This window comes from Kitasatospora sp. NPDC023385, assembly GCF_055664045.1.
Map to the genome: position 1 here is coordinate 335004 of NZ_JBVOOL010000001.1, position 23355 is coordinate 358358.

At 73.0% G+C, this 23355-nt stretch carries 21 protein-coding genes; 13 read left to right on the forward strand and 8 right to left on the reverse strand.

Annotation, left to right across the window (positions count from 1 at the left end; all coding sequences use genetic code 11):
- Positions 1-73 precede the first annotated feature (73 nt).
- The 3 genes from AC0B61_RS01485 to AC0B61_RS01495 form a co-directional block, all read right to left on the reverse strand.
- Complete coding sequence (locus AC0B61_RS01485; RefSeq protein WP_471738548.1) at positions 74-1261, reverse strand: acyl-CoA dehydrogenase family protein; 1188 nt, start codon at positions 1259-1261, stop codon at positions 74-76.
- Positions 1262-1477: 216 nt separating this feature from the next.
- Positions 1478-1786 carry an AzlD domain-containing protein gene (locus AC0B61_RS01490; RefSeq protein ID WP_471738832.1) on the reverse strand — a complete coding sequence of 103 codons (309 nt, stop codon included), beginning with the start codon at positions 1784-1786 and terminating at the stop codon, positions 1478-1480.
- A complete protein-coding gene (locus AC0B61_RS01495) occupies positions 1786-2529 on the reverse strand; it encodes an AzlC family ABC transporter permease (RefSeq protein ID WP_471738549.1) in 744 nt (247 codons plus the stop codon). The genes AC0B61_RS01490 and AC0B61_RS01495 overlap by 1 nt, the downstream gene beginning before the upstream one ends.
- A gap of 182 nt (positions 2530-2711) precedes the next feature.
- Between AC0B61_RS01495 and AC0B61_RS01500 the strand changes: the two genes are divergently transcribed.
- A complete protein-coding gene (locus AC0B61_RS01500) occupies positions 2712-3347 on the forward strand; it encodes a helix-turn-helix domain-containing protein (RefSeq protein WP_471738550.1) in 636 nt (211 codons plus the stop codon).
- Positions 3348-3369: 22 nt separating this feature from the next.
- Here the strand turns inward: AC0B61_RS01500 and AC0B61_RS01505 are convergent, their stop codons facing one another.
- On the reverse strand, positions 3370-5322 hold the full coding sequence (locus AC0B61_RS01505) for a cholesterol oxidase substrate-binding domain-containing protein (protein WP_471738551.1): 1953 nt from the start codon (positions 5320-5322) through the stop codon (positions 3370-3372).
- A gap of 444 nt (positions 5323-5766) precedes the next feature.
- Here AC0B61_RS01505 and AC0B61_RS01510 point away from each other — a divergent pair, with 444 nt between their 5' ends.
- Both AC0B61_RS01510 and AC0B61_RS01515 read left to right on the forward strand, forming a co-directional pair.
- Positions 5767-6174 carry a carbon-nitrogen hydrolase family protein gene (locus tag AC0B61_RS01510; protein ID WP_471738552.1) on the forward strand — a complete coding sequence of 136 codons (408 nt, stop codon included), beginning with the start codon at positions 5767-5769 and terminating at the stop codon, positions 6172-6174.
- Between the two features lie 158 nt (positions 6175-6332).
- Positions 6333-7739 carry a class II fumarate hydratase gene (locus AC0B61_RS01515; protein ID WP_471738553.1) on the forward strand — a complete coding sequence of 469 codons (1407 nt, stop codon included), beginning with the start codon at positions 6333-6335 and terminating at the stop codon, positions 7737-7739.
- A 114-nt stretch (positions 7740-7853) separates the two neighbouring features.
- Here AC0B61_RS01515 and AC0B61_RS01520 read toward each other — a convergent pair whose 3' ends face one another.
- A complete protein-coding gene (locus AC0B61_RS01520) occupies positions 7854-8309 on the reverse strand; it encodes an SPW repeat protein (RefSeq protein WP_471738554.1) in 456 nt (151 codons plus the stop codon).
- Between the two features lie 228 nt (positions 8310-8537).
- On the opposite strand from AC0B61_RS01520, the gene AC0B61_RS01525 reads away from it, so the two are divergent.
- Together AC0B61_RS01525 and AC0B61_RS01530 are read left to right on the forward strand one after the other, a co-directional pair.
- The gene (locus AC0B61_RS01525) at positions 8538-9092 is read left to right on the forward strand and encodes a PadR family transcriptional regulator (RefSeq protein WP_471738555.1); all 555 of its coding nucleotides are present in this window, start codon (positions 8538-8540) and stop codon (positions 9090-9092) included.
- Positions 9093-9187: 95 nt separating this feature from the next.
- On the forward strand, positions 9188-10903 hold the full coding sequence (locus AC0B61_RS01530; protein ID WP_471738556.1) for an acyl-CoA dehydrogenase family protein: 1716 nt from the start codon (positions 9188-9190) through the stop codon (positions 10901-10903).
- A gap of 173 nt (positions 10904-11076) precedes the next feature.
- Here the strand turns inward: AC0B61_RS01530 and AC0B61_RS01535 are convergent, their stop codons facing one another.
- Positions 11077-11769, reverse strand: coding sequence for a response regulator (locus tag AC0B61_RS01535; RefSeq protein ID WP_471738557.1), 693 nt, complete (start codon positions 11767-11769; stop codon positions 11077-11079).
- 122 nt (positions 11770-11891) lie between these two features.
- Positions 11892-12557, reverse strand: a complete 666-nt coding sequence (locus AC0B61_RS01540) for a hypothetical protein (RefSeq protein WP_471738558.1) — start codon at positions 12555-12557, stop codon at positions 11892-11894.
- Between the two features lie 467 nt (positions 12558-13024).
- On the opposite strand from AC0B61_RS01540, the gene AC0B61_RS01545 reads away from it, so the two are divergent.
- The 5 genes from AC0B61_RS01545 to fahA all read left to right on the forward strand — a co-directional run bounded on the left by AC0B61_RS01545 (position 13025) and on the right by fahA (position 19326).
- A complete protein-coding gene (locus tag AC0B61_RS01545) occupies positions 13025-14443 on the forward strand; it encodes a phosphoribosyltransferase family protein (RefSeq protein WP_471738559.1) in 1419 nt (472 codons plus the stop codon).
- Between the two features lie 271 nt (positions 14444-14714).
- A complete protein-coding gene (gene hppD, locus AC0B61_RS01550) occupies positions 14715-15929 on the forward strand; it encodes a 4-hydroxyphenylpyruvate dioxygenase (protein WP_471738560.1) in 1215 nt (404 codons plus the stop codon).
- Positions 15930-15971: 42 nt separating this feature from the next.
- On the forward strand, positions 15972-17174 hold the full coding sequence (locus AC0B61_RS01555; protein WP_471738561.1) for a cupin domain-containing protein: 1203 nt from the start codon (positions 15972-15974) through the stop codon (positions 17172-17174).
- The gene (locus tag AC0B61_RS01560) at positions 17171-18109 is read left to right on the forward strand and encodes a hypothetical protein (protein WP_471738562.1); all 939 of its coding nucleotides are present in this window, start codon (positions 17171-17173) and stop codon (positions 18107-18109) included. The genes AC0B61_RS01555 and AC0B61_RS01560 overlap by 4 nt, the downstream gene beginning before the upstream one ends.
- Positions 18106-19326: a fumarylacetoacetase gene (fahA, locus tag AC0B61_RS01565; protein WP_471738563.1), complete on the forward strand. Its 1221-nt coding sequence runs from the start codon at positions 18106-18108 to the stop codon at positions 19324-19326. The genes AC0B61_RS01560 and fahA overlap by 4 nt, the downstream gene beginning before the upstream one ends.
- A gap of 136 nt (positions 19327-19462) precedes the next feature.
- Here the strand turns inward: fahA and AC0B61_RS01570 are convergent, their stop codons facing one another.
- Positions 19463-20236, reverse strand: a complete 774-nt coding sequence (locus AC0B61_RS01570) for an SDR family oxidoreductase (protein WP_471738564.1) — start codon at positions 20234-20236, stop codon at positions 19463-19465.
- A gap of 98 nt (positions 20237-20334) precedes the next feature.
- Here AC0B61_RS01570 and AC0B61_RS01575 point away from each other — a divergent pair, with 98 nt between their 5' ends.
- From AC0B61_RS01575 to AC0B61_RS01585, 3 genes are all read left to right on the forward strand, one after another.
- A complete protein-coding gene (locus tag AC0B61_RS01575; RefSeq protein WP_471738565.1) occupies positions 20335-21018 on the forward strand; it encodes a TetR/AcrR family transcriptional regulator in 684 nt (227 codons plus the stop codon).
- Positions 21019-21188: 170 nt separating this feature from the next.
- Positions 21189-22292: an enoyl-CoA hydratase/isomerase family protein gene (locus AC0B61_RS01580; RefSeq protein WP_471738566.1), complete on the forward strand. Its 1104-nt coding sequence runs from the start codon at positions 21189-21191 to the stop codon at positions 22290-22292.
- A 235-nt stretch (positions 22293-22527) separates the two neighbouring features.
- Positions 22528-23319, forward strand: a complete 792-nt coding sequence (locus AC0B61_RS01585; protein ID WP_471738567.1) for an enoyl-CoA hydratase — start codon at positions 22528-22530, stop codon at positions 23317-23319.
- Positions 23320-23355: the final 36 nt, after the last annotated feature.

The following is a 23355-nucleotide window of genomic DNA, read 5'->3' on the forward strand; positions in this document are numbered from 1 at the left end:
AGCGACGACGGTAGCCGGGCCGCGGCCGGCCCGGCTACCGGGTTTCCGCTGCTCATCCGGGCTGGACGGCCCGTCAGCGGTACGCCGACTCGCCGGTGATGGCCTCGCCGAGGACCAGGGTGTGGATCTCGCTGGTGCCCTCGTAGGTGAGCACCGACTCCAGGTTGTTGGCGTGCCGCAGCACCGGGTACTCCGTGGTGATGCCGTTGGCGCCGAGGACGGTCCGGGCGCTGCGGGCGATCTCCAGCGCGGTGCGGACGTTGTTGAGCTTGCCGAAGCTCACGTGGGGCGCGCGGGCCGCGCCCTCCTCCTTGAGACGGCCGATCCGCAGCGCCACCAGGTAGGCCTTCTCGACCTCCAGCATCATCTCGACCAGCTTCTGCTGGGTCAGCTGGAAGCCCGCGATCGGACGGTCGAACTGGATCCGGCTCTTGGCGTAGTCCAGGGCCGCGGTGTAGCAGTCGCGAGCGGCGCCGACGGTGCCCCAGAGGATGCCGTAGCGGGCCTCGTTGAGGGAGGAGAGCGGCCCGCGCAGACCGACCACCCCGGGCAGGACGGCGTCGGCGGGCAGGACCACGTCGTCGAAGGCCAGTTCACTGGTGACGGAGGCCCGGAGTGAGAGCTTGCCGTGCACGTCGGTGGCGGTCAGGCCGCGGGTGCCGCGCTCGACCAGGAAACCGCGCACGCCCTCCTCGGTCTGCGCCCAGACGACCGCGACGTCGGCGATGCTGCCGTTGGTGATCCACATCTTGCTGCCGGACAGCACCCAGTCCCCGCCCGCGCCGCCCTTCCGGACCGCCCGGGTGCGCATGTTGGCCGGATCCGAGCCGAAGTCCGGCTCGGTGAGGCCGAAGCAGCCGATCAGCTCGCCGGCGGCCATGCCGGGCAGCCAGCGCTGCTTCTGCTCCTCCGAGCCGAAGGCGTGGATCGACCGCATGGCGAGCGATCCCTGGACGGAGACGAAACTGCGCAGCCCGGAGTCCGCCGCCTCCAGCTCCATGCAGGCCACCCCGTACGCCACCGCGTCGGCGCCCGCGCAGCCGTAGCCGTCGAGGTGCATGCCGAGTACGCCGAGGGCACCGAGTTCCGGGGCGAGCTCGCGGGCCGGGAAGACCCCGCGCTCGAACCAGTCGCCGATGTGCGGACGGATCCGCTCCTCGGTGAACCGGCGGACGGTGTCGCGGATCAGCCGCTCCTCGTCGGAGAGGAGGTCGCCGACGGCGAGCAGGTCGGACGGGTCGATCCGGGTCGGCTTCGTCATCGAAGCTCCTTGCAGTCTCGGCGGAGTCGGGGGAGGCAGGAAAGTGAGGGGAGCCAGGGAAACCAGGGCAGTCGGCGGATTGGCGGAGCACCGGCGAGTATCCCGCACGCGGCTGGGCGGCGGGCGGGCACGAGTGAGTGAGGAAAGCTACATGGCCGGCTTGGTGGCCGTGGACGGCGCTGGGGGGCAGGGGCGGGCGGGGGTGGCGGAGGGCGCTCACCCCACCCCGCACAACCGGAGCACCGCCGTCGTCGCGGCGCCCGCGACGATCACCAGGGGGAACGGCGCCCGGCGCAGCGCCAGCACCCCCGCGACCAGCACGCCCGCCGGGCGGGCCCAGCCCGCGAAGCCGTGCCCCTGGGTCAGCGCGCCGGTCGCCACCAGGGCGACCAGCAGCACCGCCGCCGCGACCGCGAGCAGGTGCCGCAGTCGGTCCGAGAGGGTGAGGCGGCCGCTGAGCAGCGGCCCGGCGATCCGGAAGGCGTACGTCCCGACCGCCAGCAGTAGCACGGCGTACAACGGCATCATCGGACCGGCTCCTTCTTCACCGACGTCACTGACTTCGCAGGCTTCGCTGACTTCACAGGCGGCTCCGCTGCCGCCGCCGGGCGACCGGCGAACAGCAGGCCGACGAGGGAGAAGAGCACCGGCAGCCCGGCCGGCACGAACGGCGCGACCGCGACGGCCACCACCGCGCCCGCCACCGCCGCCGTACGGGTGCGCCGGTCCGTGAGCGAGGGCAGCACGAGGGCGAGCAGCACCGCGGGGAAGGCGGCGTCCAGGCCCAGCGCGCCCGTGTCGCCGATCAGCCCGCCCGCGAGGGCCCCGAGCAGCACCGAGACGTTCCACACCACGTACAGCGCGATCCCGCAGACCCAGAACGCGGCCCTGCGCCGACGCGGCTCGCCCTGCTGGAGGGCGAAGGCGGCGGTCTCGTCGGTGATCAGCTGAGCGCCGAGCAGCCGCCGCCACCACGGGCCGCCGAGGACGTCGGCCACGGTGAAGCCGAAGGGCAGCAGCCGGGCGTTGAGCACCAGTCCGGTGGCGACGGCCGCGAGCGCCCCGCCGCCGGACAGCACCACGCCGATTGCCGCGAACTGGGAGCCGCCGCCGAAGACGAGGACGGAGAGTGCGATCGGCACCCAGAGGGGCAGACCGCCGGAGGCGCTGATTGCGCCGAAGGAGGCGCCGACGAGGGCGTCGGCCAGGCAGACCAGAGCGATGTCGCGGAGGGTGGCATGCTCCAGTGTTCGGAGTAGCGAACGCATGTTCATCAGAGTGAACCCGTCCAGCCGGGTTCGTCAAGGCGAACGAGGAGACCGGCAGACCGAACGGCCATCTCCCGGCCGCCCCTCCCGGACCCGGGTGGCCGTGGCAGCATGAACGGGCACCGGCCGCGCCGAGGGCCGGCGGCCGGAGAAGGAGCCAGAGGAAAGCGTGAGTGGCGAGCATGAGTGACCAGACCACCCCGGCCACCACCCCCAGCGCCATCAGCAGCCCAAGCGCCGCCGGCGCCCCCGGCACCCCGGGCGGCTCCGGCACCGAGCTGATCGGCCAGATCGCCGCCTCCATCCGGCGCGAACGCGAGCGCAGCGGACTGTCGATGGCCGAGCTGGCCCGGCGCGCCGGTATCGCCAAGTCCACGCTCTCCCAGCTGGAGTCGGGCGCGGGCAACCCGAGCGTGGAGACGCTGTGGGCGCTCGGGGTGGCGCTGAACGTACCGTTCAGCCGGCTGGTCGACCCGCCCCGCCCGGTGGTCAAGGTGATCCGGGCCGGGGAGGGCCCGGTGACCCACTCCGAGCGCGCCGACTACGCCGCCACCGTGCTCTCCTCCTGCCCGCCCAACGCCAGGCGTGACATCTACCGGATCGAGGCGCAGCCCGGTGAGACCAGGGCCTCCGACCCGCACATGCCCGGCACCGTCGAGCACGTGATGATCGGCTCCGGGCGGGCGCTGGCCGGACCGACGGATGCCCCGGTCGAGTTGGGCCCGGGCGACTACGTGAGCTACCCGGGCGATGCCCCGCACGTGTTCCGCGCCCTGGCCCCGGACACCCTCGCGGTGATCGTGATGGAGCACATCTGACCTGCGGCCGACCGGGCGAGGCTCACCTCAACAGGCCGTCCAGGAAGGCGTTTCCGAACACCCGGTGCGGGTCGTACCGGTCCAGGACGGCGACCGCCTCGTCCCAGCCGGGCCCGCCGCCGGCCCGCAGGCTCTCGGGGATGACCCGGCCGAGCAGGTCCGGGTCGGCCCAGGCCGCGTCGGCGGTGTAGGCCCAGCCCTTGGACCACTCGACGCGCAGGCCCGCCCGGGTGCCGTCGAAGGTGCGCAGCAGCCATTGCTCCAAGTCCCGGGCGAAGCGCTCCAGTCCGGGGGTGCCGGGGAAGGAGAGGACGTCGAACCAGACCGCCGTGTCCCACTCCGGGCGGTCGGCACGCGGGCGCAGCGCGGACAGCAACGGGGGCCTGGCGCCGGGGACGCCGGAGTGGGCCGGGTCGTCCAGGCCGGTGGCCCGGATCTCCACCGCGCCGTTCACCGGGAACTCTCCCCGGGCCTGGTAGGCGGCGAGCAACTCCTGGTAGTACGCGGCGAATTCGCTGACCACCCACTGCAGGTCGGCGCGCCGGGCGAGGATCGCGTAGCCGTTGGCGGTGACCCGCAGGGTGGTGGGACGGACGTACTGGAGCAGGGTGCGCGACGGGCCCCAGAGGTCGGAGCGCAGGCCGCCCGCGAGCAGGTGGGTGAGCACGTCGCCGCTGAGCAGTCCACGGAGCAGACCGCCGGAGAGCAGGACGTCCGTGAGGTCACCGGTGAGCGCCACCTTCGCGACCAGGTACTGGAGTTGCCCGAAGAGCGGGGCCGATCCCCAGGCGCCGGCGACGATTTGGCCGGCGAGCCGGGCGACCGGTTCCGGAATGCTGTCCGAGAACGGGTAGTTGTAGGGGTGGTCGACGGCGATGGAGGCGAGCGGCTTGGTCGGGGCGACGGTCCAGGTCTTGAGCCAGGGGTGGTCGGTGTAGGCGAACCAGATCGCCTCGGCCCGGCCGTCCCGCTCCACGAACTCGGCGAGGGTGCGCGGACCGCCACCGCCGCCCAGCAGTCCCCCGAGCAATCCTCCGTCCGGTCCTGCCCCTGCCGCTGAGCCGGGGCGGGCGAAGAGCTCGCTCGCCGGGATGTCGAGCCGGCTGACGCAGCGCAGCGGCCGCTCCGCGCCCGCCCGGAGGACCACCTCGGTGACGAAGGCACGGCCCAGGTGCACCAGGAACGCGGCGCTGTCGGCCTCGGCGCGGTCGAAGGTGCGCAGCGCGTACCGGCCGGTGGCGGGGTCGAGGACGACGGCGGTGAGCCGGACGACCTGGTTGCTGACCGAGCCGTAGCCCAGCCCGTCCGGCCGCACCTCCCCGGCGGCGGGGACGGCGGTGCCGTGGCCGCCGATGGCGAGCACGCCGCCGACGGTGAGCTCCCCTGGAGCCGGGCAGGCGGTCAGGCCGAGGCCCCGGTCGGCCAGGTGCGCGAGCAGGGCCTCCATGGTGGCCCCGGTCTGCACCCGGACGGTGTCGGGCGCGTCGGCCGCGACGGCGGTGAGGTGGCGGCTGGTGTCCACGAGCAGGACGCGGGCGCTTTCCGGGGTCCGGTCGGCGACGGTGAGCGGCGCCCAGGTGTGCCGGTAGCCGGAGGCGCGCAGGCGCCAGCCGTTGGCGTGCGCCCAGTCGGCGAGGGCCGGGACCTCCTCGGGGGTGCGGGGCGCGCAGGTCCACAGCTGGTCGGTGCGGATCTCGCCGGACCAGTTCTGGAAGACCCGCTGGTAGAGCTCGGTGCCGGCGGGCAGGGCCGGCGGCGCGGGCGCGGCGGCCTCGGCGCTGTCCGGGCCGACGGTGCCGCGCAGCACCCAGGCCGCGCCGCCGAGCGCGGCCGACGCCCCGAGCAGCTGCCGCCGGGTGAGCCCGCCGCCCGGGCGCGGAGCCCCGCCCGCTCTGCCTGCCTGATCTGCCTGATCTGCCCCGTCCGCGCCGTCCGTTCTGTCCGTCCTGCCGGTCGTGCCGCGTCCCGTGGTCATTCGTCCGCCCCCTCGCGTTGGTCCCCCGGGCCGACCTGCGGCCCTGCGGGTGCGGCCGGTGTGCACCCGGCTCGGAGAGGAGCGTACGAAGGGCTGTACGCCGGTTTGAGGCGGTGCACCCGATGTCTCACTCTTTCGAGTGAGTGTGAGCCGATCGCCCCCGGGAAGCCCTCGACATGGGGTCAGGGGTCAGACCTGGTGGTGTCGCCACTGGTCGGCCGCCGTCCAAGGCCGGGCACACCCGATCGACCCGCCCCCACCGCCGCCGCCCTGCCACCGCCGTGAGCTGGACCATTGCCGGGATTCTCGACAGCCGCATAGGTTGATCGTGATCATCACCCCCACCCGACCGGAGGCCCTGCCGCGCTGGTCGGCGCGCCGGTCCGGGAGGGCGATGGGCGCGAGTCGATCGCCACCCTGACGGTCACCGGCGAGGGTGCCGCCGTGGCCTACCGGAAGATGCGCCTGGACGGCGCCGAGTGGGACCGGTTCACCCCCGGCGAGAAGCCCGTCGTCCTGGAGCTGGACGGCCTGCGGCTGGGCCTGGCGATCTGCGCGGACGCCGCCGATCCGACGCACGCCGAGGAGACCGCCGCGCTCGGCATCGACGCGTACGTCGCCTCCACCCTGTACGGGCCCGGCCCCGCCCGGGCCGAGCGCCGCGACGGGCACTTCCGGGCGCATGCCGCCACCCACCGGGTGTGGTGCGTGCTCGCGACCTCCGCCGGGGCCACCGGCGAGTTCCCGGACAGCTCGGGCGGCTCCGGCGTCTGGGCTCCGGGCGGCGCGCTGGTCGCCCAGGCCGGCACCGCCCCGGGCGAACTGGTCCGCGCCGAGCTGCCCGGGTGGTAGGAGCAATGCCGTAGTAGGCGCGCCGCGGGGAGGGCGGCCCCGGGCGCCCGACCGAGTGCCCGGCGCCTCCTCCGGAAATACCCGGGGCCCGCTCGCGGCTGTGGTGATCGAAGGTCCGTTCCGGGCCGGTCAGGCCCGTACAGGAGGTGCAGCGCGCGATGGGTGACGAGCAGGAGAAGCCCCAGGAGTTCCGGGTCGAACACGACTCGATGGGCGAGGTCCGGGTGCCTGCCGCCGCGAAGTGGCAGGCACAGACGCAGCGGGCGGTGGAGAACTTCCCGGTGTCCGGCCAGCGGTTGGAGCGCGCGCACATCGCCGCGCTGGCCCGGATCAAGGGGGCCGCGGCGCGGGTGAACGCCCGTCTCGGGGTGCTGGACGAGGAGACGGCCGAGGCGATCGTGTCGGCGGCCGAGGAGGTCGCGGAGGGGCGCTGGGACGACGAGTTCCCGGTGGACGTGTTCCAGACGGGCTCCGGCACCTCGTCCAACATGAACACCAACGAGGTGATCGCGACCCTGGCCGCGGAGCGGCTGGGGCGCGCGGTGCACCCGAACGACCACGTCAACGCCAGCCAGTCGTCCAACGACGTCTTCCCGTCCTCGATCCACATCGCCGCCACCGGCGCCGTCACCCATGACCTGGTCCCGGCGCTGGAGCACCTGGCGGAGGCGTTGGAGCGCAAGTCCGCCGAGTTCGCGCAGGTGGTCAAGTCGGGCCGGACGCACCTGATGGACGCCACGCCCGTCACGCTCGGCCAGGAGTTCGGCGGTTACGCGGCGCAGGTGCGGCACGGGCGGGAGCGATTGCTGGCCACGCTCCCCCGGGTCGCCGAACTGCCGCTCGGCGGCACGGCGGTGGGCACCGGCATCAACACCCCGCCCGGCTTCCCCGAGGCGGTCATCGCGGAGGTGGCCCGGGTCACCGGCCTGCCGTTGACCGAGGCGCGGAACCACTTCGAGGCGCAGGGCGCGCGGGACGCCCTGGTCGAGCTGAGCGGTCAACTGCGCACGGTGGCCGTCGGGTTCACGAAGATCGCGAACGATCTGCGGTGGATGGGCTCCGGTCCGCGCACCGGCCTCGGTGAGATCAACCTGCCGGACCTGCAGCCGGGTTCGTCGATCATGCCGGGCAAGGTGAACCCGGTGCTGCCCGAGGTGGTGCTGATGGTCGCCGCCCAGGTGGTCGGCAACGACGCGACGGTGACGCTGGCCGGCGCGAGCGGCAACTTCGAGCTGAACGTGATGCTCCCGGTGATCGCGCGCAACGTGCTGGAGTCGGTCCGGCTGCTCGCCAACAGCGCCCGGCTGCTGGCGGACCGGACGGTGGACGGCATCACCGCCAACGTCGAACGGGCCCGGGAGTACGCCGAGTCGTCGCCCTCGGTGGTGACCCCGCTGAACCGCTACATCGGGTACGAGGAGGCCGCGAAGGTCGCCAAGCAGTCCCTGGCCGAGCGCAAGACGATCCGCCAGGTCGTGCTGGAGCGCGGCTACGTCGAGCAGGGCAAGCTCACCGAGGCGCAGTTGGACGAGGCGCTGGACGTGCTGCGGATGACGCACCCGTAGGGACGCGGGTCAGCCCGGCGCGTCCCAGGTGTCCCCCGGGGCCCTTGGGACGTGCGCCGGGGCGCGGCGGGCGGTCCGCGCCCTCCGCGCCCCGGACACGGGCTGCGGGGAAGATCAGCCCCTGGTGGCTCGGGCACGGCCCGCCCGGCCGCGCCGCATTGCTGCTCCGTTCGACGTCATGGTGGCCATCGAGATCGCCGCCAGGCCGAGCAGGAACATCACGGCACCCACGATGACGCAGGTGACGATGTTCTTGCCGTGCGCGACGGAACCCGAGACGACCCAGGGGGAGATGATCGTCCAGGCGCCCAGTGCGCTGGCCGCCCAGGCCCTCGCGTGGGTGCGCTCGTAGGCCGTTCCGTAGCCCGCCATCAGCACCGTGTAGGCCAGGCCCACGATCAGGCAGGTCACGGTCAGGGTGCTGAACGCGGTGAAGCCGACGATCCATGGCGATGCCGCCAGGAAGAGGCCGGCCAGTACGGCCAGGGCTTCGATGCCCTGGGCGCGGGGGGTCGAGGTGACCCGCTCGTAGTGTTCGCGTAGTTCGACGATGTCCGGATGGTGCTCCATGCCCGTCGGGATATGGGTTGCCACCGATACCACCTCCTGTGGTCCGGAACCTTGGGAGGCGTTCGCCCGTGAAGGCGCTTCGCCCCGTACCCATTCTGTCCCTTCTCCCATGTTTTGCACCTACTTGCCCGGATTGATCGATAACCATCCGATCACGCCGGTGACCTGTGTCTCACCCCCACGGCGGACCATTGCCTATGCAACTCGTTGCATAGCAGGATGCCGGGCATGGCACTGGAGCACGCGATCCTCGTCTCGCTGCTGGAGCAGCCCGGCTCCGGCTACGAACTGGCCAGACGCTTCGACCGGTCCATCGGCCGCTTCTGGACCGCCACCCACCAGCAGATCTACCGGGTGCTGCGGCGCATGGAGACGGACGGCTGGGTGGCCGCGGAGGAGGTCTCCCAGGGCGGACGCCCGGACAAGAAGGTCTACTCGGCGGCCGAGGCCGGACGGGCCGCACTGGCCGGCTGGCTGCGGGAACCGGTCGAGCCGGAGTCCGTCCGGCACGAACTGGCGGTCAAGATCCGGGCCGCCGCCTTCGACGATCCGGCCGCGCTGGTCTCCGAGGTCGAGCGGCACCGCGAGAGCCACGCCACGCTGCTCGCCCGCTACCTCCACGGCGAACAACGGGACTTCCCCGACCTCACCGCGCTCGACACCCGGCAGGAACTGCAGCACGTGGTGCTGCGCGGCGGCATCGAGTACGAGCGGATGACCCTCGCCTGGCTCGACGACGTGCTCGTCACCCTGCGCCGGCTCGCCGCCGACCAGCCGTCCTGACACGTCGACCGGCCGCACCCGCCTGCCCGTCCTCTTCCCTGCCTGCCATGCCTGTCCCAACTCCTTCCCGAACCCTCGACCCCCGGGAGTCCTCGATGCTGTTCAACCCGCGCACCTACGACCCCGCGCAGTTCGACGAGCCGACCCGCCGGCTGCTGCGCGCGACCGTGGACTGGTTCGAGTCCCGCGGCAAGAAGGCGCTGATCGACACCTACATCGACCGCAGCTGGTACGCCGACTTCCTCGAATTCGCCGCGAAGGAAGGCCTGTTCGCGGAGTTCCTGACCCCCTCCGCGGCCGACCCCGACAAGCGCTGGGACACCGCGCGGATCGCCGAGCTGAACGAGATCCTCGGCTTCTACGGCCTCGGCTACTGGTACACCTGGCAGGTCACCATCCTGGGCCTCGGCCCGGTCTGGCAGAGCGAGAACGAGGCCGTCCGGGCCCGCGCCGCCAAGCTCCTCGCGGAGGGCCACGTCATGGCGTTCGGCCTCTCCGAGCGCAGCCACGGCGCCGACATCTACTCCACCGACATGATCCTCACCCCGGACGGCGAGGGCGGCTTCACTGCGACCGGCTCCAAGTACTACATCGGCAACGGCAACGTGGCCGGCCTGGTCTCGGTGTTCGGCCGCCGCTCGGACGTCGAGGGCCCCGAGGGCTACGTGTTCTTCGCCGCCGACAGCCGCCACGAGGCGTACCACCTGGTCAAGAACGTGGTGAACGCCCAGATGTACGTCAGCGAGTTCCGCCTGGAGGACTACCCGGTGCGCGCCGAGGACGTGCTGCACACCGGCCCGGCCGCCTTCGACGCCGCCTTGAACACCGTCAACGTCGGCAAGTTCAACCTCTGCACCGCCTCCATCGGCATCTGCGAGCACGCGATGTACGAGGCCGTCACGCATGCGCAGAACCGGGTGCTGTACGGCAAGCGGGTCACCGACTTCCCGCACGTCAAGCGGGAGTTGACCGACGCCTACGTCCGCCTGGTCGCGATGAAGCTGTTCAGCGCGCGAGCCGTGGACTACTTCCGCACCGCCTCCCCCGAGGACCGCCGGTACCTGCTGTTCAACCCGATGACCAAGATGAAGGTCACCACCGAGGGCGAGAAGGTCATCGACCTGATGTGGGACGTCATCGCGGCCAAGGGCTTCGAGGCGGACACCTACTTCGACAAGGCGGCGAAGGACATCCGCGGCCTGCCGAAGCTGGAGGGCACCGTCCACGTCAACCTGGCGCTGATCCTCAAGTTCATGGGCAACTACCTGTTCGCGCCGGCCGACTACGCCCCGGTGCCGAGCCGGCTGGACGCCGCCGACGACGCCTTCCTGTTCCGCCAGGGCCCGGCCCGCGGCCTCGGCGCGATCCGCTTCCACGACTGGCGCACCGCCTACGACCGCCAGGCGCAGCTGCCCAACGTCGCCCGGTTCCGCGAACAGGCCGACGGCTTCTGCGCGTTGCTGCTCAGCCACGCGCCGAGCAAGGAGCAGCAGGCGGACCTGGACTTCCTGCTGGAGATCGGCCAGCTGTTCGCGCTGCTCGTCTACGGCCAGCTGGTGCTGGAGCAGGCCGAGTTGACCGGCCTGGACGCCACCGACGAGGGCCGCGACGTGCTGGACCAGATCTTCGACGCCCTGGTCCGCGACTTCTCCGCGCACGCCACCGAGCTGCACGGCAAGGCCTCCACCACCGAGGAGCAGGCCGCCTGGGCGCTGGCGAACGTTCGCCGCCCGGTGTCGGACGCGGCGCGGGCCGAGCGGGTGTGGGCCCGGGTCGAGGCGCTCTCGGGCGCGTACGAGATGCAGCCGTAGCGACGGCCGCGGGACGGAAGGACTCCGGGGGTGCCGGTCGGCGGACCGGCACCCCCGGTTCGCATCCGGGCGGCGCTCACACCGGGGCCGCCTTCTCCTGAGGCCCGTCTGCGCGCTCCGGCTCGCCGCGCGTCCGGCCCGCCGGCGCCTCAACCGGCGCCTCAACCGATGCGTCAGCCGTCGCCGAGGCCCATGTCGCGGGCCCGGGCGACGGCTTCGGCACGGGTGGCGACGTGCAGCTTCTCGAAGATGTGCGTGATGTGGTTGCGGACGGTCTTCTCCGCGACCACCAACTCCCGGGCGATCCGCCGGTTGTCCAGCCCGCGCGCGACCAGGTCCAGCACCTCGGCCTCCCGGGCGGTGAGGTCCGGGAACAGCTGCCCCGCCTCCCGCATCCGCGCGCCGGCCAGCAGGGCGGTGATCCGCCCGGCCACCTCGCCGCCGAACACCGCGCCGCCCGCCGCGACCGTCCGCACCGCGTGCAGCACCTCCTCCCGCCCGGCGCCCTTGACCAGGTAGCCGCGCGCACCCGCCTGGAGCGCGGCGAGCAGGTTGCCGTCGTCGTCCGACATGGTCAGCATCAGCACCGGCGGCGGCGCCTCCTGGGTGGCGAGCCCGCGGACGGCCTCCAGCCCCGAGCCGTCGGGCAGCGAGAGGTCCATGATCACCACGTCCGGACGGTGCCGGGCGACCGCCTCCGGCACATCGGCGACCCCCTCGGCCTCGGCGACCACGAGGACGCCCGGGGCGCTCTCCAGCGCCGCCTTGAGCCCCTCCCGGAAGAGGGGGTGATCGTCGACGATCAGTACACGGACCGGCGGCGCATCGCCCGGGTCCGAGGGTGCCAGCGGCAGCTTCTCATCCACCCGGCCGACACTACCAGCGGCGATGCCGCTACTTTCCGTGACAGCCTCCCGAGTCGTCCGCGCCGCGGGCGGGCCGGGAGCCGATCCGGGGCCGGTCACCGCCGTGGGCCCATCGCTCGCTCTCAACTCCGCGGACGGACCCGCCCCGAGCGCATCGGCCCGATGTCCCGTTCCGGTCCCCGCACGGCGCCGGGGGCGCCGATCCGGCCCAGCACGGCGGTGACCGGCCGGCGCGACCCGGCCCGCAGGCCGTACCGCTCCCCCGCCCTGACGTAGATCAAGTCGCCGGGCAGCACCGGCACTTCGCCGAGCTCGCCGAGGAAGGCGCCGGGCCCGGAGAGGACCAGCAGGAAGGAGTCGGCCGCCCGGTCCTCGTACGGTCCGCAGAGGCCGCCCGGTTCGAGGTCCACCGTGTCCACGTCGACCTGCCGCCACGCCCGGACGGCCTCGGGGCCCGACCGCTGGGCGGGGATGTCGGAGCGGGACGGGACGGGGCGGACGGTGAGCACGGCGGTCGGCGCGCCCCGGACGGCGGCGAGTCGGCAGGTGCTGCCGGGCCGGTGGTGCAGCGCCTCCCCGGGGGCGAGGATCCGGCCGGCCGCGGACAGCCGACCGGAGAGCACCACGGTCACCGACTCCGCCGATTGGTAGGGGAGTTGCTCGACCTGGACGCCGGGCGGCAGGGTCTCGACGGTCAGGCCGGCACGGACGAACGGCCGCTGCTCCGGGTCGATCAGCCGTCGGAAGGCGGGCGCGGTGCGGGGGACGGCGGCGGGTACGACGATCATGAGACGCCTCCTCGGAGGGGGACGAACAGTCAGGGACGGGAGAGGGGAGACCGGAGGGCCGGGGAGGAGGCGGCAGGGGTCGACGGCGCCGCGGCGGCGTAGGTCGGTGATGACGGTGCCCGGCATGTCGGGCGCTCCTTCCGGTCGGCGGCGGGCCTTCCGGTCGGCGGCGGGCCTTCCGGTCCGCCTCTGTGATCCACCGTGCGCCGCCCGTTGTCCCGGTCGCACGGGCGTGCCGTCCCGTCCCGAGCCCGGCCCGAGCCCGGCCGTATCCCGGCCGTATCCCGGCCGTATCCCGGCCGTATCCCGGGCGGGGCCCAGCCGGCGCCCGGCCCTATCCCGCTCCTGTCCCGGTCCGGTCCCGGCCGGAGCCCGCACCAGTCCCGCCCCCGGCTCGGGAGGCCCGGGCCGGGCCGGGCCGGACGGCCGCGCCCGGAACGGCGTACGGTGGAAGCGGAGGCCGTGTCATGCACGTCACCGGAACCCACTTCACCCCCTTCGCCGACCGCACCGACGCGGGGCGGCGGCTCGCCGCCCGCCTCGGGTACCTGAGCGGCCCCGACACCCTGGTCGTGGCACTGCCGAGGGGCGGGGTGCCGGTCGCCGCCGAGGTGGCGGCGGCACTCGGCGCACCGCTGGACATCTGCGTGATCCGCAAGCTCGGTGTGCCCTACCAGCCCGAGGTGGGCATGGGCGCGATCGGCGAGGGCGGCGTCCGGGTGCTGAACGAGCACGTCATCCGGGTCGCGTCGGTCACCGGTGCCCAACTGGCCGAGGTGGAGCGGCGCGAGCGCGCCGAACTGGAGCGCCGGGCCCGCCGCTACCGGGGTGACCGCCCGCCCGCCGACGTGCGCGGCCGCACCGTGGTCGTGGTGGACGACGGCATCGCCACCGGCTCCACCGCCCGGGCGGCCTGCCGGATCGTCCGGGAGCGGGGCGCGGCCCGGGTGGTGCTGGCCGTGCCGGTGGCGCCCCGGGACTGGACCGACCGCCTCGACGAGGTCGCCGACGAGCTGGTCTGCGTCGACACCCCGTCGCCGTTCTTCGCCATCGGCGAGTTCTACGTCGACTTCTCGCAGACCCCGGACGAGGAAGTGCTGCGGCTGCTCGCCGAGGCCTGGGACGGTCTGCCCGCGGCCGACCCCGCGGTGGCCGCCGGGGTCGACCGCGAGCTGGTCCTGCCCGTCGCCGGAGTCCGCCTCGCCGGACGGCTGACCGTGCCGGCCGGTGCGCGCGGCGTCGTGCTCTTCGCGCACGGCAGCGGCAGCGGCCGGCACAGCCCGCGCAACCGGTACGTCGCCGAGTACCTGAACCGCGCCGGGCTGGCCACACTGCTGCTCGACCTGCTCACCGAGGGCGAGGAGCCGGACCGGCGCAACGTGTTCGACGTGGGGCTGCTCGGCTCCCGGCTGACCGCCGTCGCCCGGCACCTGGGGGCCGAGGACGCCGCCGCACCCGGGACCGGGACTGCACAGGGCGCCTCGCCCGGGACCGGAACCGTGCCCGAGACCCGCGGACTGTCGCTCGGCCTGTTCGGCGCCAGCACCGGTGCTGCCGCCGCACTCCACACCGCCGCCGAGCTGGGCCCGGCCGTGCGCGCCGTGGTCTCCCGCGGAGGCCGCCCGGACCTCGCCGGGCCCGAGACGCTGGGGCGGGTGCGCGCCCCGACGCTGCTCGTCGTCGGCTCCCTGGACACCACCGTGCTCGACCTCAACCGACGGGCCGGAAGCCTGCTGCGCTGCGAGAGTGAACTGGCGGTGGTGCCGCACGCGACCCACCTGTTCGAGGAGCCCGGAACCCTCGACCAGGTCGCCGAGCTGGCCCGGGACTGGTTCCTGCACCACCTCCCCCGGCCCGGGTCCGGATCCACGCCCGAGAACCCGTGACCCCGTGACCCCGTGAACCAGTGACCCCCGCGAACCCGCGAACGGTGATTGCGCAGACTTCGTGTGTCACGCCCGATCGGCAGCACATTCTGCGCAGCCCGACGCGGGAATTCCTGTTCAGCTTGTACACATTGAGCAGTGAAAAATCGACCTGTTGCCCAACCACCCCGACAGGAGCAAGCTCTCCGCAACCGCACCGCCCACCCGTCCGCGGTGCGGTCGCGATCCAGCGGGAGCCTCAGAGCCGAGGCCCGAAGTGGAGGAACGAGCGATGACCACGCAGTCCGACGCCCTTGAGTTGACCCCCGAGGAGCGCGAGGCCGGTCTTGACGCCGACCAGCTGCGCCGCCTCGTCGGCCTGGTCGAGCACGACGCGGCCACCGACCCGTTCCCGGTCACGGCCCAGGACGCGGTCGTCTTCGTGGTCGGCAACGCCACCCAGACGGCCCAGTTCTACCAGGTCGTGTTCGGCATGGAGCTGGTCGCCTACTCCGGACCGGAGACCGGCCGCCGCGACCGCAAGGCGTACGTGCTGCGCTCCGGCTCCTGCCGCTTCGTGATCAAGGGCGGCGTCCGGCCGGACAGCGCGCTGCTGGACCACCACCGCCGCCACGGCGACGGCGTGGTCGACCTCGCCCTGGAGGTCCCGGACGTCGACAAGTGCATCGAGCACGCCCGTGCCTCCGGCGCCACCGTCCTCGAGGAGCCGAACGACGTCTCGGACGAGAACGGCACCGTACGCCGCGCGGCCATCGCCACCTACGGCGAGACCCGCCACACCCTGATCGACCGCTCCCGCTACCACGGCCCCTACCTGCCGGGCTACGTCGTCGCGGAGAGCCGGGTCCAGCACCCGGAGGGCTCGCCCAAGCGCCTCTTCCAGGCCCTCGACCACGCCGTCGGCAACGTCGAGCTGGGCCGGATGAACGAGTGGGTGTCGTTCTACAACCGCGTCATGGGCTTCGTGAACATGGCCGAGTTCGTCGGCGACGACATCGCCACCGAGTACTCCGCGCTGATGTCCAAGGTCGTCGCCAGCGGCAACCACCGGGTGAAGTTCCCGCTCAACGAGCCGGCCATTGCCAAGAAGAAGTCCCAGATCGACGAGTACCTCGAGTTCTACACCGGCCCCGGCTGCCAGCACATGGCGCTCGCCACCAACGACATCCTCACCACCGTGGACATCCTGCGCGCCCGCGGCGTGGAGTTCCTCAACACCCCGGACGCCTACTACGACGACCCGGAGCTGCGCGAGCGGATCGGCAAGGTCCGCGTGCCGATCGAGGAGCTGAAGAAGCGCGGCATCCTGGTCGACCGCGACGAGGACGGCTACCTGCTGCAGATCTTCACCAAGCCGATCGGCGACCGCCCGACCGTCTTCTACGAGTTCATCGAGCGGCACGGTTCGCTGGGCTTCGGCAAGGGCAACTTCAAGGCGCTCTTCGAGTCGATCGAGCGCGAGCAGGACCGCCGCGGCAACCTGTGAGCCTCGGAGAGCTCTGACGAACGGTCGAGGAGGACCACGGAGATGGCGTACTACCGGCAGCTGGGCAGCATCCCGCCCAAGCGGCACACCCAGCACCGCACCCCCGAAGGCGGGCTCTACTACGAGGAGTTGATGGGCGAGGAGGGGTTCTCCTCGGACTCCTCGCTGCTCTACCACCGGGGCATCCCCTCGGCGGTGGTCAACGCGGTGCCCTGGGAGCTGCCGGACCAGTCCACCGTGCCCAACCACCCGCTGCTCCCCCGCCACCTCAAGCTGCACGAGCTGTTCGCGGGCCAGGAGTGGAAGGCCGCGGACGTCGTGGGCAGCCGCCGGCTGGTCCTCGGCAACGGCGACGTGCGGATCTCGTACGTCGCCGCCGGGGCCCCGAGCGAGCTGTATCGCAACGGGCTCGGCGACGAGTGCGTGTACGTGGAGTCCGGCTCCGGCACGGTCGAGACGGTCTTCGGCTCGATCGAGGTCGGCCAGGGCGACTACGTGATCATCCCGCGCGCCACCACGCACCGCTGGGTGCCGGCCGGCGACGAGCCGCTGCGCGCGTACTGCATCGAGGCGAACAGCCACATCACCCCGGTCAAGCGCTACCTGTCCAAGTACGGGCAGCTGCTGGAGCACGCGCCGTACTGCGAACGGGACTTCCGCGGGCCGGTCGGCCCGCTGCTGGCCGACGCCGCCGGAGACGTCGACGTGCTGGTCAAGCACCGCGGCCCGAACGGGATCTCGGGCACCCGCTACACCGTGCCGCACCACCCCTTCGACGTGGTCGGCTGGGACGGCTGCCTGTACCCGTACGCCTTCAACATCCGGGACTTTGAACCCATCACCGGCCGGATCCACCAACCGCCGCCGGCCCACCAGGTGTTCGAGGGCAACAACTTCGTGATCTGCAACTTCGTCCCGCGCAAGGTGGACTACCACCCGCTGTCGATCCCGGTGCCCTACTACCACGCCAACGTGGACAGCGACGAGGTCATGTTCTACTGCGGCGGCGACTACGCGGCCCGCAAGGGCTCCGGCATCGGCCAGGGCTCGATCTCGCTGCACCCCGGCGGACACACCCACGGACCGCAGCCGGGCGCGTACGAGCGCAGCATCGGCGCGGAGTTCTTCGACGAGCTCGCCGTCATGGTGGACACCTTCCGCCCGCTGGAGCTCGGCGAAGGCGGCCGGGCCGGCGAGGACCCCGGCTACGCCTGGACCTGGTCCGGTCGGGGGCCCGGGCGATGAGCGGGCTCGCTCCCGGGGGTGCGGGCCCGGTCCCCGAGCTGTTCCGCGGGCTCTTCGACGACGCGGCCGTGTTCCCGCCGGGGAACCTGCCGGTCGGCGAGGCGGTGCCCGCGCACCGCGCCCACCGCGCGGCCTGGTACGCCGAGGCGGTCGGCCCGCTCCTCTGCGGGGCGGGCCGGCTGGGCGAGTTGGCCGTGGCCGAGGCCGCTGACGGTTCGGCGGGGGCTGGGGGCGGCGCGGAGGGTTCGGCAGGCGCGGGCGGTTCGGCAGGCGCGGGCGACAAGCCCCTCAGGGTCGGCCTGGTGCTGCCGGGGGGCAGCCCCGAGCTCGCCCCGGCGCTCGCCGCCGCCGCACCGTTCGAGCTGGCCGGGGTCGAGCTGGCCACCCGGGACGCCGCCGAGGCGGTCGCCGCACTCGACCGGCTGCTGCCGCCGGACATCCCGGCCGCCATCGAGCTGCCGCGCGAACTCCTGCGCGGGGACGGGCTCGACGCCGTCCTGGACATCCTGGTGGACAGCCCGTACCGGGCCAAGTTCCGCACCGGCGGACTGGTCGCAGAGGCGTTCCCGGACGAGGAGGAGCTGGCCGCCTTCCTCACCGGCTGCGCGCAGCGCGGACTGCCGTACAAGTGCACCGCCGGCCTGCACAACGCCGTCCGGCACACCGACCCGGAAACCGGCTTCGAGTACCACGGCTTCCTGAACGTGCTGCTGGCCGCGCAGGAGACCGACCGGTCGGCCGCCGCGGCAGTACTGGCGGAGCGCGACGGCGCGGCACTGGCCAAGGCCGTGCACGCGCTGACTGACCGTCAGGTTACGGTGATCCGCAACTCGTTCACCGCGTTCGGCACCTGCAGCATCGCCGAACCCCTGGGCGACCTGGCCGCGCTCGGCCTGCTGTCGCCGCCCAGTCCACTGCACCAGGAGGACCGTTGACCACCCCCCGCAGCTGGCTCGCCAGCGCCCAGGACTCGCCGTTCGGCGTGCACAACCTGCCGTACGGCGTCTTCACCGCCGCCGACCAGCCCGGCCGGCGCCGGATCGGCGTGCGCGTCGGGGACTTCGTGCTGGACGCCGGGGCGGCCGCCCGCGCGGCCGGCGCACCGTCCGTGCTGCTGGACGCGGACTCGCTCAACCCCCTGATGGCAGCGGGCCGTTCGTCCTGGACCCGGGTACGGGCGGACCTCACCACCTGGCTCACGGACGCATCCTTCCGCGAGGCGCTGTCGCCGGCGCTGCTGCCGGTGGACGACGTCGAACTGCACCTGCCGTTCGAGGTCGCCGACTACGTCGACTTCTACGCCTCCGAGCACCACGCCACCAACCTGGGCCGGATCTTCCGCCCGGGCTCGGAGCCGCTCACCCCCAACTGGAAGCATCTGCCGATCGGTTACCACGGGCGGGCGGGCACGGTCGTGGTCTCCGGCACGCCGGTGGTGCGGCCGCACGGGCAGCGCAAGGCCCCCGCCGACGCCGCACCGAGCTTCGGGCCGTCGCGCCGACTGGACATCGAAGCCGAGGTCGGCTTCGTCGTCGGCACGCCGTCCGCGCTGGGCACGCCGGTCGCACTGGACGACTTCCGCGAGCACGTGTTCGGCGTCTGCCTGCTCAACGACTGGTCGGCGCGCGACATCCAGGCCTGGGAGTACGTGCCGCTCGGCCCGTTCCTCGGCAAGTCCTTCGCCACCTCGATCTCGCCGTGGATCGTCCCGCTGGACGCGCTGCAGCACGCCCGGGTCGCACCGCCGCGCCGGGACGTCGAGCCGCTGCCGTACCTGGACGACCGGGACGGCGAACCGTGGGGCCTGGACCTGGCCATGGAGGTCCGGCTGAACGGGCACCTCGTCTCACGCCCGCCGTTCGCCACCATGTACTGGACGGCGCAGCAGCAGCTGACCCACATGACCGTCAACGGCGCCTCGCTGCGCACCGGCGACCTGTTCGCCTCGGGGACGGTCAGCGGGCCGGAGCCGGAAACCCGGGGCGCGCTGATCGAGCTGACCTGGAACGGCGAGGAGCCGCTGAAGCTCGCGGACGGGACGACCCGGACCTTCCTCGAGGACGGCGACGAGGTCGCCATCACCGCCACCGCACCCGGGCCGGACGGTGCCGCGGTCGGGTTCGGCGAGGTGACCGGGCGGGTGCGCGGATGACGGCTGACAACTGACGGACGACAGACGACGGCTGACAGCTGACAGATTTCATCATCTGTCGGCTGTCAGCTGTTATCCGTCAGCCGTTATTCGTCAGCCGCTGCGTGGCACCCGCACCCGTAACGGCCCCCCGCCCCTACAGCCCCGCACCTCCCGTGGCGTCGATGACCCGACCGGTCACCCAGCGGGCGTCGTCGGACGCGAGGAACGCGACGATGTCCGCGATGTCCTCCGGCTGCCCGACCCGGCCGAGCGCGGCGACCGAGGCCGCGTACTCCTGCGCCTGCGCGTTGCCGCGCAGCCAGTCCGCGTTGACGTCGGTGTCCACGATGCCGGGCGCGACCGAGTTGGCGGTGATCCCGCGCGGCCCGAGCTGCTTGGCGAGGTTGAGGGTGAAGGTGTCCAACGCCCCCTTGGTCGCGCCGTAGGCGATGATCTCCGGCATCGCCAGTCGGGCGGCGCCGCTGGAGACGTTGATGATCCGGCCGCCGTCCCGCAGCCGCTTCAGCCCGTGCTGCACCACGAAGAACGGCGCCCGGACGTTGACGGCGAACACCTCGTCGAACTGCTCCTCGGTCAGCGAATCGAGGTCCGCACTGCGCCCGATCCCGGCGTTGTTCACGATGATGTCCACCCCGCCGTCCGTCGCGTGCGCCCCGACGCCGGCGTCGAAGGCCTCCCACAGCGCGGCCGCGTCACCGTGCCGACCGAGCGCGGCCCACAGCGCGAACGCCCGGCCGCCGTCGGCTCGGATGCCCGCCACCACCTCGTCCGCCGCCGCCTCGTCGCGGGCGTAGCCGACGGCGACGGTGGCACCGTCCCGGCCGAGCCGGCGGGCGATCGCCCGGCCGATCCCCCGACTGCCGCCCGTGACCAGCGCCGTCTTGCCCTGAAGCCCGTATGCGCTCATGACAGAGCCCCCTCCTGCTGCATCCACTGTTTTATGAGCGATCGCTCAAGAAAGACGCTAGCACACACTTTTTGAACGAGTGCTCTAAAATTCAGCCCATGACCGAGACACAGGCGGAGGCGCCGAAGCAGGCCCAGGCGCCGAAGCAGGCGCAGGCGCCCGAGCGCGCGGCGGCCGACGCCCCGCCCCGGCCCAGGCGCGGCCGCCCGCCGGCCTTCGACCGCGCCGAGGCCCTGACCGCCGCCACCCGGCTGTTCTGGGAGCGCGGCTACGAGGCCACCTCCGTCACCGACCTGACGGCCGCCACGGGCATGCGCCCGGGCAGCCTGTACGCGGCGTTCGGCGACAAGCGGTCACTGTTCGAGGAGGTCGTCCGGCAGTACGGCCGCTCCCCCGTCGGCGCGTTCGTGGCCGTCGCACTCGAGGAGGAACCCACCGCGTACGGCGCCTTCGCCCGCATCCTGCGCGAGGCCGCCGCCGTCTACGCCGACCCGTCCCACCCGGCCGGCTGCCTGGTGATCTCCGCCGCCACCAACGTCTCCCCGCAGGACGCCTGGGTCCAGGCCCACCTGCGCGAGCTGCGCACCGAGAACCTGCGGGTCTTCGAAGCGCGGCTGCGCCGGGCCCAGGAGGACGGCGACCTGCCGCCCGACACCGATCCGGAGGCACTGGCCCGCTTCCTCGCCACCGTCATCCAGGGCATGTCGCAGCAGGCCAGGGACGGCGCCACCACCGCCGAACTGGCACGCACCGCCGAACTCGCCCTGCGCGCCTGGCCGTGACCGGAGCCGCAGGCCGTCCGAGGCTGCCGGCCACCCCGGCCCGGTGATCACGACTGCGCACCGCCCCCGGTACGGTGGACGACGGAAGCGAACGGCGGACGGCGGACGGCGGACGGCGGACGTCGCGGGGCGACGGACACCGACATCACCGAGGGACGGGAGCGGGCCCGATGAGCGCAGAGGTGGCGGAGGTCCAGGCGTACCTGGACGGCGGCGTCGGACGGATCGTGCTGAACCGCCCGCGGGCGCTCAACTCGCTGACCCACGGCATGATCACCACCCTGCACTCGACGCTCGACGCATGGGCGGCCGACGAGCGCGTACGCGTCGTGGTGCTGACCGGCGCGGGTGAACGCGGCCTGTGCGCGGGCGCCGACATCCGCGCGATGCACGAGGACGCGAAGGCGGGCGGGGCCGGCAGCCGGGCCTTCTTCCGCGCCGAGTACCGGCTGAACGCGCTGATCGCCCGCTACCCGAAGCCGTACGTCGCGGTGATGGACGGCATCACGATGGGCGGCGGCGTCGGCCTGTCCGCCCACGGCGCGATCCGGATCGTCACCGAGCGCTCCACCGTCGCGATGCCGGAGACCCGGATCGGGCTCGTCCCGGACGTCGGCGGCAGCCTCCTGCTCGCCGACGCCCCCGGCGAGTTGGGCATCCACCTCGGGCTCACCTCGGCCTCGATGGGCCCAGGCGACGCGCTGCTGTGCGGATTCGCGGACCACTACGTGCCCTCCGCGCGGATCCCCGAACTGCTCGACGCACTCACGCGCAGCGCCGCGTCGGCCTCCGCCGTCACGACCTCCGCCGTCACGACCAGCTCCGTCACGACCGCGGCTGTCGACGCCGTCGTCGCCGCGCACGCCGAGCCCGCGCCGCCCGCCGCCCTGGCCGAGCAGCGGGCCTGGATCGACGAGTGCTACGCGGCCGACACCGTCGAGGAGATCGTCGAGCGCCTGCTGAACTCCGGTGTCCCGGAGGCGAAGGAGGCCGTCGAACTGCTCCTCGGGAACTCCCCCACCGCCGTCAAGGCGACCCTCGCCGCGCTGCGCCGGGCCCGTACGCTGCCCTCGCTGGAGGCCGTGCTCGACCAGGAGTACCGCGTCTCCTGCGCCGCGCTGGACGGCCACGACCTGGTCGAGGGCATCCGCGCCCAGGTGATCGACAAGGACCGCAACCCCCGTTGGGAGCCCGCCACCCTCGCCGGGGTGACGGAGGTGGACGTCGCCCGCTTCCTCGCCCCGCGCGAGGGCGACGAGCTCGGCCTGGCCTGATCTCTCGGCCGCCCACACCGTCGGCGCACCGTGGGCCCGCGCTGAACCACCCGGTGCTGCCGATGCCCCCGCCCGGGGACCGGATCGTCGAGCGGCGCAAGGCCTGGCGCCCTCCGCCGGCTCGTGACCGGTGTCTCGCATGTCAAGACTGGCGCGAGGCGGGCCAGGTCGTAGATCGTTGGGTGGTCAGGGCGCGCCCGCGCGGCGCCGAGCAGCGGAATGGGAGTCGACGGCGATGACCGAAACCGATACCGAGACCTACGAGACGATCCTGGTCGAGCGCAAGGGCCGGGTGGGGCTGATCACGCTCAACCGGCCCAAGGCGCTCAACGCGCTGAACAACCAGCTGATGAACGAGGTGGTCGCCGCCGCGACCGCCTTCGACCGGGATCCGGAGATCGGCTGTCTGGTGATCACCGGTTCGGATAAGGCCTTCGCGGCCGGCGCCGACATCAAGGAGATGCAGGGCAACCGGTTCCCGGACGTCTACCTGGACGACTGGCTGGGCCCGTGGGACCGGCTCGCCGCGCTGCGCAAGCCCGTGGTGGCGGCGGTGGCCGGGTTCGCGCTCGGCGGCGGCTGCGAGCTGGCGATGATGTGCGACATCCTGCTGGCGGCGGACACCGCGAAGTTCGGGCAGCCGGAGATCAAGCTCGGCGTCATCCCCGGGATCGGCGGCTCGCAGCGGCTGACCCGGGCGGTCGGCAAGGCGAAGGCCATGGAACTGTGCCTGACCGGCCGGATGATGGGCGCCGAGGAGGCCGAGCGGGCCGGACTGGTCTCCCGCATCGTCCCAGCCGACCAGCTGCTCGCCGAGGCCCTGGCGACCGCCGAGACCGTCGCCGCGATGTCCACCCCGGCGGCGGTCATGCTCAAGGAGAGCGTCAACCGCGCCTTCGAGACGACCCTCGCCGAGGGCGTCCGCTTCGAGCGCCGGCTCTTCCACGCGGCCTTCGCCACGGCGGACCAGAAGGAGGGCATGGCGGCCTTCGCCGAGAAGCGGCCGCCGTCCTTCACCAACCGCTGACGGCCGACGGGTGAACGAGTTCAGCTGACAGGTATC